This window comes from Burkholderia pseudomultivorans (assembly GCF_001718415.1).
GTDB classification, from domain to species: Bacteria; Pseudomonadota; Gammaproteobacteria; order Burkholderiales; family Burkholderiaceae; genus Burkholderia; species Burkholderia pseudomultivorans_A.
Genome location: NZ_CP013377.1, coordinates 1,247,890 through 1,263,499, shown reverse-complemented (window position 1 = coordinate 1,263,499; position 15,610 = coordinate 1,247,890). Strand labels below are relative to the sequence as shown.

9 protein-coding genes are annotated in these 15,610 nt (G+C 68.8%); 3 read left to right on the top strand and 6 right to left on the bottom strand.

Going from position 1 to position 15,610, the window contains the following annotated elements; all coding sequences use genetic code 11:
• Positions 1 to 29 precede the first annotated feature (29 nt).
• From WS57_RS05365 to WS57_RS05350, 4 genes are all read right to left on the bottom strand, one after another.
• Positions 30 to 449 (bottom strand): DoxX family protein, encoded by a 420-nt coding sequence (locus WS57_RS05365; RefSeq protein ID WP_059604212.1) that lies wholly within the window; start codon positions 447 to 449, stop codon positions 30 to 32.
• 172 nt (positions 450 to 621) lie between these two features.
• Complete coding sequence (locus WS57_RS05360; protein ID WP_040131620.1) at positions 622 to 1,899, bottom strand: c-type cytochrome; 1,278 nt, start codon at positions 1,897 to 1,899, stop codon at positions 622 to 624.
• Between the two features lie 2 nt (positions 1,900 to 1,901).
• Positions 1,902 to 3,521: a GMC family oxidoreductase gene (locus WS57_RS05355; protein ID WP_009690562.1), complete on the bottom strand. Its 1,620-nt coding sequence runs from the start codon at positions 3,519 to 3,521 to the stop codon at positions 1,902 to 1,904.
• Positions 3,521 to 4,027, bottom strand: a complete 507-nt coding sequence (locus WS57_RS05350; protein WP_009690563.1) for a sugar dehydrogenase complex small subunit — start codon at positions 4,025 to 4,027, stop codon at positions 3,521 to 3,523. Before WS57_RS05350 ends, WS57_RS05355 begins: the two co-directional genes overlap by 1 nt.
• A 304-nt stretch (positions 4,028 to 4,331) precedes the next feature.
• Between WS57_RS05350 and WS57_RS05345 the strand changes: the two genes are divergently transcribed.
• Both WS57_RS05345 and pbpC read left to right on the top strand, forming a co-directional pair.
• Positions 4,332 to 10,376, top strand: a complete 6,045-nt coding sequence (locus tag WS57_RS05345; RefSeq protein WP_069243841.1) for an alpha-2-macroglobulin family protein — start codon at positions 4,332 to 4,334, stop codon at positions 10,374 to 10,376.
• A 7-nt stretch (positions 10,377 to 10,383) separates the two neighbouring features.
• Positions 10,384 to 12,615, top strand: coding sequence for a penicillin-binding protein 1C (gene pbpC, locus WS57_RS05340; protein ID WP_059517359.1), 2,232 nt, complete (start codon positions 10,384 to 10,386; stop codon positions 12,613 to 12,615).
• A 9-nt stretch (positions 12,616 to 12,624) separates the two neighbouring features.
• Here the strand turns inward: pbpC and WS57_RS05335 are convergent, their stop codons facing one another.
• Together WS57_RS05335 and WS57_RS37815 are read right to left on the bottom strand one after the other, a co-directional pair.
• Complete coding sequence (locus tag WS57_RS05335; protein WP_059517361.1) at positions 12,625 to 13,245, bottom strand: LemA family protein; 621 nt, start codon at positions 13,243 to 13,245, stop codon at positions 12,625 to 12,627.
• 79 nt (positions 13,246 to 13,324) lie between these two features.
• Positions 13,325 to 14,791 (bottom strand): TPM domain-containing protein, encoded by a 1,467-nt coding sequence (locus WS57_RS37815; RefSeq protein WP_236871904.1) that lies wholly within the window; start codon positions 14,789 to 14,791, stop codon positions 13,325 to 13,327.
• A 120-nt stretch (positions 14,792 to 14,911) separates the two neighbouring features.
• Between WS57_RS37815 and WS57_RS05325 the strand changes: the two genes are divergently transcribed.
• The gene (locus WS57_RS05325) at positions 14,912 to 15,601 is read left to right on the top strand and encodes a hypothetical protein (protein WP_059517365.1); all 690 of its coding nucleotides are present in this window, start codon (positions 14,912 to 14,914) and stop codon (positions 15,599 to 15,601) included.
• Positions 15,602 to 15,610 lie beyond the last annotated feature (9 nt).

The window sequence follows — 15,610 nt, the reverse complement described above, 5'->3', positions numbered from 1 at the left end:
CGCGCCCCATGCGCGCGCCCAGGATCCTGTCAACCGCGATCGACCGAAAAGCGTCCGGGGCCGGCCGCGCAAAGCGCGAGCAGGCCGCCCGAGATCGCGATGTTCTTGTAGAAATGAATCATGTTGTTGATCTGCTCGCCACCGGTCATGTTCCAGTAGTGATGGCCGATGAGGCCGGTGCCAATCGTATACAGCGCAAGCAGCAGCGCGAGCGGCCGCGTCTGGAAGCCGACGAGGATCGCGATCCCGACGAACAGCTCCATCACGACGGAGATCGCGGCGGAGACGATCGGCGCGGGCGCGCCCTCGGAGCCCATGAACGCGATCGTGCCGGGAAAGTCGACGATCTTCTTCCAGCCGAACATCACGAACAGGATCACGAGCAGAATGCGGGCAAGCAGCAGCAGCACATCGCGCTGGGACGCGAGAAACGGTTGATTCGGTGTCATGGTGTCGATCAACGAAAACGATGCGCGCCCGGATCGAACGCGCAGCGGATTGCCAACGAACCAGGGCGGGCGGCCGCCTGCGCCGCCCGCCCCGCTCTGCAACAACCGGCATCGGGTACCGCCCGATGTGCTGCGTGCCTCCTCTGGTCCGATGTTGACCTGCGCCACCGCGTCAGCGCAGCTTCGCGACGTCCTGGTCGCTCACCTTCGCGGCCGGATTGCCGAACTGCCCGGTCAGGTAGTTCGCGAGCGCGGCGATCTGCGCATCCGACAGCTCGTTGCGGAACGCCGGCATCCCGATGTCCTCGCTGCCGGCCTTGCGCTGCACGCCGTTCAGGATCACCTGCACGAGGTTGGTCGGATTCGACGCGCCGACCGTCGAGTTGTGGAACAGCGACGGATAGTAGCCGTCCGGCGTGCCCTTGCCCTGCATCTGGTGGCAGGTCGCGCAGTTGCCGAGATAGAGCCGCGCCGGATCGATGCCCGACGACGCCAGCGCGACGCCGCGCAGCTTCAGCCCGTCCTCGGCCGGCTTGCCCCACGACGCGCGCGACTGCTTCGCGTCGCCGTTCGACACGGCCGGCACCGTACGGATGTACGTCGCGATCGCGCCGATGTCGGCATCCGTCATCTTCGAGAAGCTGTGCTCGATCGCCTCGGACATCGGGCCGGCCGCCTGCGCGAGCCCCGGCACGCTGCCGGTGCGCAGATACTGCACGAGCTGCTGCTGCGACCAGCCGCCGATGCCCGCGTTCGGGTCGGACGTGATGTTGTAGCCGTCCCAGCCTGCGAGCACCGAACCCGACAGGAAGCTGCCGCCCGTTTCATCGAGCGACTTCTCCTGCATCGCGATGCCGCGCGGCGTGTGGCACGTGCTGCAGTGCGCGAGGCCCTGCACCAGGTACGCACCGCGGTTCCACTCGGCGCTCTGCGCCGGCTTCGGCTGGTACGCGCCGTCCTTCAGGAACAGCCAGTTCCAGATCTTCAGCGGCCAGCGCATGCTCAGCAGCGCGGGGATCTCGTTCTTCGGCGGCGCCTGCTTGACCGGCTCGACACCGTGCATGAAGTACGCGTACAGCGCCTGCACGTCGTCGTCGTTGATCTTCGCGTACGACACGTACGGCATTGCCGGATACAGGTTGCTGCCGTCCTTCGACACGCCGTGCCGCACCGCGCGCTCGAAGTCGTCGAACGTCCAGTTGCCGATGCCCGTATCGGGATCGGGCGTGATGTTGCTCGTGTAGATCTTGCCGAGCATCGGAACCGGCATGCCGAGACCGCCCGCGAACGGCTTGCCGCCCTTCGCGGTGTGGCACGCCATGCAGTCGCCGGCGACGGCGAGGTATTCGCCGCGCTTGACCAGCGCGGGATCGGCCGGATCGGCCGCGCGCGCGAGGCCCGGCAATGCGAGGCAGCCGGCGAGGAGGAAGGTGAGAGTAGATTTCCGCACGGTCAGACTTCCTTCTTCAGCGTGTCCGACATCCGCAGCGCAAGCGCCGCGATCGTCAGCGTCACGTTTACCGTACCGACGGTCGGCATCGTCGCGCTGCTCGAGATGAACAGGTTCGGATGGTCGAACGTGCGGCAGTCCTTGTCGACGACCGAGTCGCGTGCATCCGCGCCCATGATCGTCGACCCCGTGATGTGGTTGTTCGGCGCGAACTCGTCGTTGAACACGACGTCCGTGCCGCCCAGCACCTTCGCGGCCGTCGCGTAGACCTCGCGCGTATGCACCGCGCCGCGCTTCACGTAGTCGTCGATCGCGTAGGTGATCTCCGGGCGCGGAATGCCGATCGCATCGGTCGCCGTCTTGCTCGGCACGATGCGGTTCTCGGGCTGCGGCAGGATTTCGTGGAAGCAGTCGAACTGCACGTAGCGCGCGGAACGGTCGCGGATCTGCGCATCGAGATCCGCCGGCTTCATCAGCTTGCCGGCCTTGAAGATCTTCTGCGTTTCCTGGTTGATGCGCGACATGTTCGACAGGTGGATCTTCTTCGCAGCCTCGGTCGCGCGGAACGGGCCGTCGCGAAAGCCGATCAGCGAGGTCATCTCCTGCGGGCCGCGGCCCGGCCACAGCTTGTCGTTCGCGTAGAACGACACGCCGGTGCCCGGGTGGTCCATCAGGTTGCGGCCGACCATGTCCGAGCTGTTCGCGACGCCGTTCGGGAAATCGCGGTTCGCGGACATCAGCAGGATCTTCGGCGTCTCGATGCCGTTCGCGGCGAGCACGAAGTACTTGCCCTCGACGCGATGGTCGGCGCCGGTCTTGTCCTTGTAGATCGCGGCGACGATGCGCTTGTCCGGCCCCGTCTCGAGCTTGTAGACGACCGCGCTGTCGATCAGCTTCGCGCCGGCCTGCTCGGCCTTCTCGACGTGCACGATGCCGTTGTACATCGCGCCGATCGGGCAGATCGGCATGCAATTGTTGTTCCCGCAACAAGTCGGCCGGCCGTCGTACGGGCGGCTGTTGCGCGCGACCGGCTCGGTCACCACGTGGAATTTCGGATCGTAGCCGTTCAGCGCCGTCTTGATCGTCTGCTCGTTGAACGACAACGGCAGCGGCGGCATCGGGTACGGCTGCTTGCGCGGCGAGTACAGGTCTTCCTCGGGGCCCGGGCCCCACACGCCGAGTTCCTCCTCGGCGCGCTGGTAGTAATGCTCGAGATCGTCGTACTGGATCGGCCAGTCGCGACCGACGCCGTACACGCTCTTCATCTTGAAGTCGTTCGGGATGAAGCGCCACGCCGACGCGGCCCAGTGCCACGTCGTGCCGCCCACCGCGCGAATGTACTGCGAGTTGAACTTGTGCTCGCCCTTCAGGATCAGGTAGTCGTTCGGCGGGCCGTATTCCGGATGCGGCGCCCACGGGCTCGACGGATACGGCGCCATGAAATCGGTCTTGTCGGGCTGGTTGCGAAAGCGCTCGACGATTTCCCAGCGCGGCATGCGCGGGCCGGCTTCCAGCAGGATCACCGACTTGCCCGCCATCGCGAGCTGGTGTGCCACGATCGCGCCGGCGACACCCGACCCGACGACCACGACGTCGGCTTTTTGCGTATCGGTATCGGCCATCAGGCTTGCCTCTCGATCGGTTTTTCGGCCCAGAAGCCGGGTTTGTTGGGGCAATACGAAGGGATCACGAGCGTATCCGACACGACGCCGAACATTAACGCTTCTTCGTAGGTAATCACGACGTTGTCGACGATGCCGAGATACCACGCTTCGAGAATCGTCAGCGCGAGCGATTCCTGATCGGGCGTCAGCGAGCCCGACGCAAGTGCGCCGGCGAGCTGCGACAGGCCGTCGGTCGTCTTGAACGAGCCTTTCTGCAAGGCCTGCAGGAAGCGCTGGCCGGTCACGCGGCTCAGCCCTTTCTTGCCGGTCAATGCTTCGGAGAGCGTCATGAACGTATCGAGCGGCGCAGTGCCGGGATCGTCGGCCAGGGCCCGCAACGCCAGCGAACCGGTCAGGCCCGCTGCCGTCAGCGCCAGTGCGCCCTGCAGCCATTGACGCCGCGTGATGCCGCTTGCGGCTGCGTCGCTGTCGCGACGCGAGTGGGGGGTGTTGTCGTTGTGCATGTTTCCTTCTCTCGAACACCGGATTCGGGAAAACCACGCTTGATATTTCTCAAACTTTAGCGCGGACCTGCAATGTACGCGCTCAAACCGGATCGAACAATCTTTTTATAGTCCATTAAATGTTCCGCTATCCGTGACAATCGACATTTCGCTGCATTTTTGTGTCGTTGGCGCGACAATTCTGCGTCCCGCTTGCGGATGTCGCAAGCCGGCGACACGCATCGTGTTGCGATCCGCCTACATGACGGTCGGTTAGAATCGCGTGCAATCAAACAGAAAGCTTCCCCTCCGAGGGCATCGAGCGATGAAGCAGCACGACAAGCACAACAAACCGAATCGAACCGGCCACACCACCCGTCTGTTCTGGCGCATCGGCGCCGTCGCCGCGCTCGGGGCCGCCGCGGCACTCTCGCTGCATGCGGGCGCGGCGCGCACCGTGAGCGTATCGCCGCAGGGCACCGTCACCGAAGTGCGGCAGAGCGTCGTCAAGTTCGACGAACCGATGGTCGCGTTCGGCTCGGCCTCCGCGCCGAATCCCGCACGCGTGACCTGCACCGACGCCACCGCGGCACGCGGCCAGGGTCGCTGGCTCGACGACAAGACCTGGGTTTACGATTTCGAAAACGACCTGCCGCCCGGCGTGCGCTGCTCGGTCGCGCTCAACGAGACGCTGCGCTCGGTCGCCGGCAACGCGGCCAGCGGTCCGCGCCGCTTCACGTTCCAGACCGGCGGCCCGTTCCCGGTGACGGTGCGCCCCGGCTCGCGCGAGATCGAGGAACGGCAGGTGTTCGTCATCAAGCTGAACGGCCCGGCCGACGCACGCTCCGCGCTCGCGAACATCTGGTGCGAAGCGGCCGGCATCGGCAACCGCATCCCCGTCACGGCCGCCGACGGCGATACGCGCACCGCGCTGCTCGATCACTTCGGGTTGAAGCAGGACGCCGCGCGCGTGCTGACGCTGTCGTGCGCGCAGGCGCTGCCGGCCGGCGCGAAGATGCAGCTCGTCTACGGCAAGGGCGTCACGAGCCCGAGCGGCATCGCGAATGAAACCGAGCGGCGCTTCGACTTCACGGTACGCGCACCGTTCGCCGCGAGCTTCTCGTGCGAGCGCGAGAACGCGAAGGCGCCGTGCACGCCGCTGCGCCCGCTCACGCTCTCCTTCAACGCGCCGGTGTCGCGCAAGCAAGCCGAGTCGATCAAGCTGCGCGGCCCCGACGGCACGCTGTCGCCGAACTTCGCGGCCGACGACAAGAGCGACGAAGTGACGACCGTCACCTTCAACCCGCCACTGCCCGCGCAGGCCGACCTGACGATCGAACTGCCGTCGGGCCTGCGCGACGTCACCGATCGTCCGCTCGCCAACGCCGACCTGTTCCCGCTCGCGACGCGCACCGCGCCGATGCCGCCGCTCGCGAAGTTCTCGTCGGGCACGTTCGGCATCGTCGAGCGCTTCGCCGAGCCCGATACGCCGGCGCTCGTGCCGGTCACGCTGCGCAACGTCGAAGCCGATCTGCATGTCGCCGGGCTCAATGCAGGCGGCGCGCAGTTCGCGAACCTGCGGGTCGAGAACGACACCGCGATCCGCCAGTGGATGCGCACCGTCGACCGCTTCGACAACTGGTCGATGACGGCCGGCTCGATCGACGAGCAGATTCCCGGCCTGCTGACGCGCAAGGGACAGCATCCGGTCTACGTGCCGCTCGGGCCCGGCGAGAAAATGCCCGCGCCGAAGGACCGCCGCATCGACGTGCGCTCGCTGTCGCTGCTCGCCGGCGAGCCCGGCGCGCAGGCCTTGACGCTGCCGAAGGCCGACCCGAAGGCGCTGCGCCCGTTCGAGATCGTCGGCGTGCCGATCGAGAAGCCGGGCTTCTACGTGCTCGAACTCGCGTCGCCGGCGCTCGGCCGCTCGCTGCTCGCGAAGCCGTCGAGCATGTACGTGCGCACCACGGTGCTCGTCACGAACCTCGGCGTGCACCTGAAACAGGGCCGCGACAACAACCTCGTGTGGGTCACGACGCTCGACAAGGGCAAGCCGGTGCCGAACGCGCAGATCCGCGTGTCCGACTGCAACGGCGACGAGATCGCGGCCGGCAAGACCGATGCGCAGGGCCTGCTGAAGATCGACGGGCCGTTCGAGCCGAAGCGTGAATGCAAGTCGTCGGAGACCTTCAGCGACTATTTCGTATCCGCGCGCGTCGACGACCCGAAGAGGGGCCCCGACATGGCGTTCGTCAGCTCGAACTGGAATCGCGGCATCGAGTCGTGGCGCTTCAACGTGCCGACCGATACCGACAGCGCGCCGACCGTGCGCGCGCATACCGTGTTCGACCGCACGCTGCTGCGCGCCGGCGAGACCGTGTCGATGAAGCATTTCATTCGCACCGAAACGCTGCAGAGCCTCGCGTTCCCGTCGCAGTACCCGACGCGCGCGACGATCCGCCATCTCGGCACCGGCCAGACCTACAAGCTGCCGCTCAGCTGGGCGGCCGACCACAGTGCGGACACGCAGTTCACGCTGCCGGCCGCCGCGAAGCTCGGCGAATACAGCGTCGAGCTCGAAGGCGGCCCGGACGATGCGCCGACCAGCAGCTACTACAGCGGCAGCTTCCGCGTCGAGGCGTTCCGGCTGCCGGTGCTGAAAGGGTCGATCGGCGCGCGCGACGCGCAGAAGAGCCCGCTCGTCGCGGCGAAGGAAGCGCCGCTCGCGGTGCAGATCGACTACGTGTCGGGCGGCGGCGCATCGAACCTGCCCGTGCAGGTGTCGGCCTTGATGAAATGGGCCACGCCGCCGTTCGCCGATCGCTACGAGGATTTCAGCTTCACGCCGTATCGTCCCGACCGAAGCGACGGCAATGCGGACGACGACTCGCAGGACGGCGACAACGCGTCGTCCGCGAGCAGCGATCCCGACGCGACGAAGCTGATCGCCGACAAGCTGCCGCTGACGCTCGACCGCAACGGCGCGGGCTCGGTCACGCTGAAGGGCCTGCCCGACATCGACGCGCCGAAGCGCCTCGCGCTCGAAGCGACCTTCGCGGACCCGAACGGCGAAGTGCAGACGATCCGCGGCGACACGATCCTGTGGCCGGCCGCGGTGGCGACCGGCATCAAGGCCGGCCACTGGGTCTCGGTCGGCCAGCGCGTGCCGGTACAGGCGCTCGCGGTCGACCTGCAGGGCCAGCCGCGCGCGTCGGTGCCGATCGAGATCAAGGGCGTCGCGCATGTCACGACGTCGTCGCGCAAGCGGATGGTCGGCGGCTTCTACGCGTACGACAACAAGAGCGACACGCGCGACCTCGGCGTGCTGTGCTCGGGCAAGACCGACGACAAGGGCCGCATGGCCTGCGAAGCGACGCTCGAACAAGCCGGCAACGTGCAGCTGATCGCGGTCGCGAAGGACGGCGACGGCCGCACGTCGAACGCGTCGACGTCGGTGTGGGTCACGCGCGAGGACGAACTCTGGTTCGGCGGCGACAACACCGACCGCATCGACGTGATTCCGGAGAAGACCGCGTACGAGCCGGGCGAAACCGCGCGCTTCCAGGTGCGCATGCCGTTCCGCTACGCGACCGCGCTGGTCGCGGTCGAACGCGGCGGCGTGATGGAAACGCACGTCGTCGAACTGAACGGCAAGAATCCGACTGTCGACCTGAAGGTCGGCGACACGTGGGGGCCGAACGTCTACGTGTCGGTACTGGCGCTGCGCGGCCGGATCCGCGAGGTGCCGTGGTATTCGTTCTTCACGTGGGGCTGGAAGGCGCCGGTCGAATGGGCGCGCGCGTTCTGGCGCGAAGGCCGTCACTACGAAGCGCCGACCGCGTTCGTCGACCTGTCGAAGCCGGCGTTCCGCTACGGCCTCGGCGAGATCAAGGTCGGCACGGCCACCCACCGCCTCGGCGTGAGCGTGACGACCGACGCGACGCGCTACACGGTGCGCAGCAAGGCGCAGGCGCACGTGAAGGTCACGCTGCCGAACGGGCAGCCCGCGCCGGCCGGCACGCAGATCGCGGTTGCGGCCGTCGACGAGGCGCTGCTCGAACTGATGCCGAACAACAGCTGGGACCTGCTCGACGCGATGCTGCGGCGGCGTGCGTACGGCGTCGAGACGGCGACCGCGCAGATGGAAATCGTCGGCCGCCGCCACTTCGGCCGCAAGGCCGTGCCCGCGGGCGGCGGCGGCGGCAGCGCGCCGACGCGCGAGCTGTTCGACACGCTGCTGCTGTGGAATCCGCGCGTGACGCTCGACGCGAACGGCAGCGCGACCGTCGACGTGCCGCTCAACGACGCGCTGACGCGCTTTCGCATCGTCGCGATCGCGGCCGTCGGCCCCGACCGCTTCGGCACCGGCAGCACGTCGATCCGCAGCACGCAGGATCTGCAGCTGATCTCCGGGCTGCCGCCGCTGGTGCGCGAAGGCGATGCGTTCCGCGCGCAGGTCACGCTGCGCAACACCACCGACCGCGCGATGCAGGTCGTCGTGACGCCGCACGTGACCGGCCTCGACGTCGCGCCGCAAACCGTGTCGCTCGCGGCCAATGCGGCAAGCGAGGTCGCGTGGACGATCACCGTGCCCGAGCAGGCGCTCGACGGCGCCGGCGCGCTGAACTGGCGCATCGACGCGGCCGAGCAAGGCGGCAAGCGCGCGTCCGACGCGCTGGCCGTCGCGCAGAAGGTCGTGCCGGCGCTGCCAGTCACGGTCCAGCAGGCGACGCTCGCGCAGGTCGACGGCACGCTAACGGTGCCCGTGTCGGCGCCGGCCGGCGCCGCGAACAACGCGCAAGGTGCGCCGCGCGGCGGCATCGCCGTGTCGCTGCAGTCGAAGCTCGCCGACGGGCTGCCCGGCGTGAAGCGCTGGTTCGAGCGCTATCCGTACCGCTGCCTCGAACAGCAGACCTCGCGCGCGATCGGCCTGCGCGACCCCGCGCAATGGCAGGCGCTGGTTGCCCGCATGCCCGTCTATCTCGACGGCGACGGGCTCGCGAGCTACTTCCCGCCCTCGTCCGACGATTCGCACTACGGCAGCCCGACGCTGTCGTCGTACCTGCTCGTCGTGTCCGACGAGGCAAGCCGCCTCGACCCGCGCTTCGCGCTGCCGGAAGACCTGCGCACGCAGCTCGAAGCCGGGCTCGCGCGCTTCGTCGACGGCCGCGTCGAGCGCAACGCGTGGGCGCCTCGCCAGGACCGCGACCTGCGCAAGCTCGCCGCGATCGAGGCGCTGTCGCGCTACGGCGCCGCGCAGGGCCGCATGCTCGGCTCGATCGAGATCGCGCCGAACCAGTGGCCGACCTCGGCGGTGATCGACTATCACGCGATCCTCACGCGCGTGAAGGATATCCCGCAGCGCGACGAGAAACGCGCGCAAGTCGAGCAGATCCTGCGTGCGCGGCTCACGTACCAGGGCACGCAGCTCGTGTTCTCGACCGCGCGCGACGACGACCTCTGGTGGCTGATGACGAGCAACGAGACCAACGCCGCACGGCTCGCGCTCGAATTTGCCGGCGATCCGGCGTGGAAGGACGAGATGCCGCGCATCACGGCCGGCCTGCTTGCGCTGCAGCGCCAGGGCGCATGGCAGACGACCACGTCGAACGCGCTCGGCCTGCTCGCGGTCGAGCGCTTCTCGCGCAGCTACGAGAGCACGCCCGTCAGCGGCACGACGAAAGTCACGCTCGGCAGCGAGGAGCGCACGATCTCGTGGTCGCAGCCGAGCGCACCGGCCGCCGCCGACACGGCCGCCTCCGCGACGCCGGCTACCCGCGCGGCTGCCGCCCGCAGCGTGATGCTGCCCTGGCCGCGCGCCGCGCAGGCGCCGGCCACGCTTGCCGTCACGCAGGACGGCACGGGCCGTCCGTGGGCGACCGTCGAGAGCCTCGCGGCCGTGCCGCTGCGCGCGCCGTTCGCGGCCGGCTACCGGATCACCAAGACCGTCACGCCCGTGTCGCCGGCCGTCAGCGGCGTGCTGACGCGCGGCGACGTGGTCCGCGTGCATCTCGACATCGACGCGCAGAGCGACATGACGTGGGTCGTCGTCAACGATCCGATCCCGGCCGGCGCGACGATCCTCGGCTCGGGCCTTGGCCGCGATTCCGAGGCCGCGACGCAGGACGAGAAGCGGCCCGACGGCGCGTGGCCGGCGTTCATCGAGCGCGACTTCGACGGCTATCGCGCGTACTACGACTATCTGCCGAAGGGCAAATTCTCGGTCGAGTACACGGTCCGGCTGAACAACGTCGGCACCTTCGGGCTGCCGCCGACGCGCGTCGAGGCGCTGTATGCGCCGTCCGTGTACGGCCTGTGGCCGAATCCGCCGATGACGGTGAAGCCGGCCGCCGCGGGCGGGAAGTCGTGAGCACGCGATGAAAGATCGTGCTTTGCCGCGGCCGGCGCGTTGCGTCGGCCGCCTGGTGGTTGCTGCCGTGCTCGCCGTGCCGCTCGTCGCGCATGCGCTGCCCGGCTACGACGAGGTGCGCCGCAACTGGCGCAGCTCCGACTGGGTGCTGCTCGCGCGCGACGGCACGCCGCTGCAGCGCACGCGCGTCGATCTCACCGAGCGGCGCGGCGACTGGATCGCGCTGGCCGACGTGTCGCCCGCGTTTCGCGAGGCGATCGTCGTGTCCGAGGACCGGCGTTTCTACGAACACAGCGGCGTCGACTGGCGCGGCATCGCGGGCGCGGCGTGGGGCAATCTGTGGAACGAGCGCACGCGCGGCGCATCGACCGTGACGATGCAGCTCGCCGGGCTGCTCAGCGATTCGCCGCGCCGCTCCGGCCAGCGCTCGCTGCCGCAGAAGGCCGCGCAGGCGATGAATGCGCTGCTGCTCGAACGCGGCTGGCGCAAGGACCAGATCCTCGAGGCCTACCTGAATCTCGTGCCGTTCCGCGGCGAGACGGTCGGGCTCGCGGCGCTGTCGCAGGTGCTGTTCGGCAAGGCGCCGTCGGGACTCGACGCGCGCGAGGCCGCGATCGCCGCCGCGCTGGTGCGCGCGCCCAACGCGGCGCCCGCGAAAATCGCCGAGCGTGCGTGCCGGATCCTGCGCGACATGCATGCCGAAGCGGCCTGCGCATCGCTCGACGGCTACGTGCAGCTCGTCACTGCGCGCCCGGCGAACGCGGTGCGCGACGACGGCGCGGCGCTCGCGCCGCACTTCGCGCGGCGCATTGCCGCCGAGGTGCGGCCGACGGCCGGCATGCAGGTTCGCACCACGCTCGACGCGCCGCTGCAGCGCTTCGCGCGCGATACGCTGACGCGCGCGCTGACCGAGCTGAACGCGCCCGCGCATCGGCGCAACGTGCAGGACGGTGCGGTCGTCGTGATCGACAATGCGAGCGGCGAGATTCGCGCATGGGTCGGCTCGTCGGGCGCGCTGTCGAGCGCGCGCGACGTCGACGCGGTGCTCGCGCCGCGCCAGGCCGGCTCGACGCTCAAGCCGTTCCTCTACGCGCAGGCGATCGACGAGAAACGGCTGACCGCCGCGTCGCTGCTCGACGACGCGCCGATCAACCTTGCCGCCGGCGGCGGCCTGTACATTCCGCAGAACTACGACAAGGACTTCAAGGGCTGGGTGAGCGTGCGCAGCGCGCTCGGCGGCTCGCTGAACGTGCCGGCCGTGCGCACGCTGGTGCTCGTCACGCCGCACCGCTTCGCGCGCACGCTGACCGCGCTCGGCTTGCCGCTCGCGCAGGAAGGCGACTACTACGGCTTCAGCCTCGCGCTCGGCAGCGCCGACGTCACGCTGCTGTCGCTGACCAATGCGTATCGTGCGCTCGCGAACGGCGGTGTCGCGCGCAAGGTCGTCGACCTGCCTGCGCCGGCGTCCGGCGCCGCGGCGCCCGCGCGCGCCGACGGCGGCACGCGCGTGTTCAGCGAAGCGGCCAGCTTCATCGTCACCGACATCCTGTCCGACAACAATGCGCGCGTGCGCACCTTCGGCTTCGACAATCCGCTCGCAACGCGCTTCTTTTCGGCGGTGAAGACCGGCACGAGCAAGGACATGCGCGACAACTGGACCGTCGGCTTCACGTCGCGCTATACGGTCGGCGTGTGGGTCGGCAACGCGGACGGCTCGCCGATGTGGGACGTGTCGGGCGTCACCGGTGCGTCGCCGGTATGGTCGGCCGTCGTCGGCTACCTGCACCGCGACCTGCCGAGCCGCGCGCCGCGCGCGCCGGCTGGCGTCGAAGCGCGCCGCATCGCGTTCGAGCGCGACGTCGAGCCGTCGCGCAACGAGTGGTTCCTCGCCGGCACGGCCGTCGACACGGTGCGCCTCGCCGCCCCCGTCACGCCCGACAAGAACGGCACGCGCGCGCCGCTGACGATCGGCGCGCCGACCGACGGCACGATCTTCGCGATCGATCCGGACATCCCGCCGAATAACCAGCGGATCTGGTTCGAGCGCAGCGCCGGACGCGCCGCACGCTTTGCGTGGCGGCTCGACGACAAGGTGATCGGGCGCGCCGACCGCATCGCGTGGATGCCGTGGCCGGGCCGGCACCGGCTCGAACTCGTCGATGCGCGCGGCAACGTCGCCGATGCGATCAGCTTCGAGGTGCGCGGCGCGTTCGCGAAAACGCCCGCGCGCAAGCCATGAGCGCGTCGTTTACTGGCCGGCCGCGTTCGCGTTGGTCGGCTGGGCGGAGAAATCGAGCGCCGGCGCGGTCGAAATCGCGGCCTCGTTCGCGACGCTGAAGTTCGGGCGCGGCTGGTAGCCGAAGATCCGCGCGATCACGACGCCGGGGAACTGGCGGATCTGCACGTTGTAGTGCTGCACGGTCTTGATGTAACGGCCGCGCGCGACCGCGATGCGGTTCTCGGTGCCTTCGAGCTGCGTGCGCAGGTCGCGGAATCCTTCGTTTGCCTTCAGTTCCGGATAGCGCTCGGACACCACCATCAGCCGGCTCAGCGCGCTCGACAACTCGCCCTGCCGTTGATCGAACGCCGCGAGCGCGGCCGGATCCTTCGCCGTCTCCGGCGTCACCTGGACGCTGCCGACGCGCGCGCGGGCCGACGCCACCTCGGTCAGCACGCGCTCCTCGTGCGACGCATAGCCCTTCACGGTCGCGGCGAGGTTCGGCACGAGATCGGCGCGACGCTGGTACTGGTTCAGCACCTCGGACCACGCCGCGTTGACGTCCTCGTCGGACGACTGGATCGCGTTATAGCCGCAGCCGGCAAGCGGCGCCAGCATGCAGCACATGAGCAGGACTCGAAACCATTTCATCGTGGGTTTTGTTTCCGGTTGAATGCTCCGGACGGAGCGAAGGGTAAAAAGAAACGGTCGCGCGTGCGGCGTGGCGCGTCTACCAGCGGCCCGACGCACCGCCGCCGCCACTGGAGCCGCCGCCGCCGCGAAAATTCGAGTCCGAACTCGACGAAGATCGCGAGCGGGACGACGAGGACGAGGAACCGCCGCCGGTCAGCTTCGCCCAGATCGCCGCAAACACGAACAGCACGCTGAAGATCCCGGACAGGATCTCCTTGATCGAATAGTCCATCTGGCGCCCGATCGCGATCACCATGAACAGCACGCCGCCGACGATCGCCGTGCATTTGCGCACGCGCGCGGATCGGACCAGTTCCATGCCCAGCAGGCTGGTGGCCGCGCCGGCCGCCGTCGGGACGAACAGCGCCGCGCCCAGGATCGCCTCGAGACTGCCGTTGAAGATCTCGCCGATCGGCAGCATCACGCCCGGCACGATCACCGCAACGAGGTAGCCGGCCGGAAGCACCATCCGTCGACGCAACCCGCGCCAGGCACCGACGACGCCAAGCGCGACGTTCGCGAGTCCGAGCAGGAACCAGAACCGCACGCTGCCGGTATCGGGGGATTTCCGTTCGGGCAGGCCGTTGTCGCGCCGCAGCGCGTCGACCGCCTGCGGGGCGGACTGCGCCGTTTCCTGTTCCGCGATGTCATCGCGCCCGCGCGGCTGCGCCTCCGGCATCGTGCTGTCCGCTGCGGCCGTCTGCGGCGGCGTCAGCTCGCGAGCGAGCGCATCGACCGCGTCGCTCACGCCGGCTTCGATGCGCTGCGCCCGAAACGCCGGCACGATACGCTCGCGGATGATGCGTCCCGCGACGATGTCCGGTATCGCCCCTTCGAGCCCGTAGCCGACCTCGATCCGCACGCTGCGGTCGTTGAGCGCGGCGACGAGCAGCAGACCGTTGTCGACCTTCTTCCGGCCGAGCTGCCATGCGTCGAACACGTCGGTCGCGAATTGTTCGATCGTCGAATGGCCGGTCGAGCCGACCAGCAGGATCGCCATCTGCACGCCGAGCCGGCTTTCGAGATCGGCCAGACGTGCAGTCAGTTCGGACGCGCACGCGGCGCCGAGCACGCCGGTCGTGTCCGTCACGCGCCCTTTCAGCGGCGGCGGCGCTTCCGGCTTGGCGGCAACGGGATAGGCGCTCGCGGCGGCCACGTGCGTACACGCCGACGATGTCGTGGTGAACGCGGTGCTGGCTGCCGGTGCAGTGGCGGCACTGTCTTCGGCGGGCGACGCCGCGCATGCCGCGCCGTAGCACAACGTCACGCCCGCGAGCACGGAGGCGATCCATTTCGCCAGGCCGGTCGCGCGCGTCGCGCGGATGAACCGCATGTCGTTGCGGATGGTGCGTGCCGTCGATGCCGGCTGGCCGTCGTCGCTCATCGCGCGGGGTTGGCCCGTCAGTTGTTTCTGGTTCATGTCGGAAACGGCGCGCCGCCCTCGTCGGGCATGGCGCGTTCTCTCGTCGTTTTTTAGTCGTTCCGCAGCATAACCAATTGCCAAGCAAATCGAAAGGTTCGCCGTCGCGAGTCCGGCGTATCACGCCCGGCAAAAGCGATCCCGTTGTGAGCGCGATCGATTCGATCGACAATACGGGCGAGTTTGTCCCGATCGCAGGCGACCATGAACATTCCCTCTGCGCGCTTCATTCGTCCCGCGCTGCGCACGGCCTGCGTCGCCGCGCTTGCCGCGCTGCAGGCCTGCAACGGCGACGCGTGTTTCGGCGTCGACGTCTGCTTCAACGACAACACGCAAACCGTCGCGCTGTCGGGCACGGCCGCCACCGGCACCGCGCTGGCGAGCGCGTCGGTGACGGTCAGTTGCGCGCAGGGCTCCGCCACCACGCTGACGGACGGCGGCGGCAACTATCGCGTGACGGTCAATGCGGCGCTGCCCTGCGTGCTGACCGTGACGTCGGGCGGCACGAGCCTGCACTCGCTGGCCTACGCGGGCGGCACCTTCAACACGACACCCGAGACCGAGCTGATGCTCGTCTATCTCGCGGCGCGGCTCGGTACGAATACCGCCGGGCTGATCGGCAACTTCCAGGGTAGCGCGCGTTTCCAGCGCGCAATGAACGATCCGGGTATCGTGCAGGCCGCGCAATCGGCCGTCGTGACGAATCTCCAGCAACGTTATTCGGTCGCGTTGGCGACGCCGGCGTTCTTGACGACGCCGTTTACGGTCGGGCAACCGGGCGTCGACGCCGATCTCGACGCACTCGCGAAAGCCGGCGCGATCGATGCGAACGGGATGCCGGATGCGGCGGCCGTTTCGCTATTGACGCAGGCGGGGGCGGCGCAGCCGTTGTGAGGCGGCCGG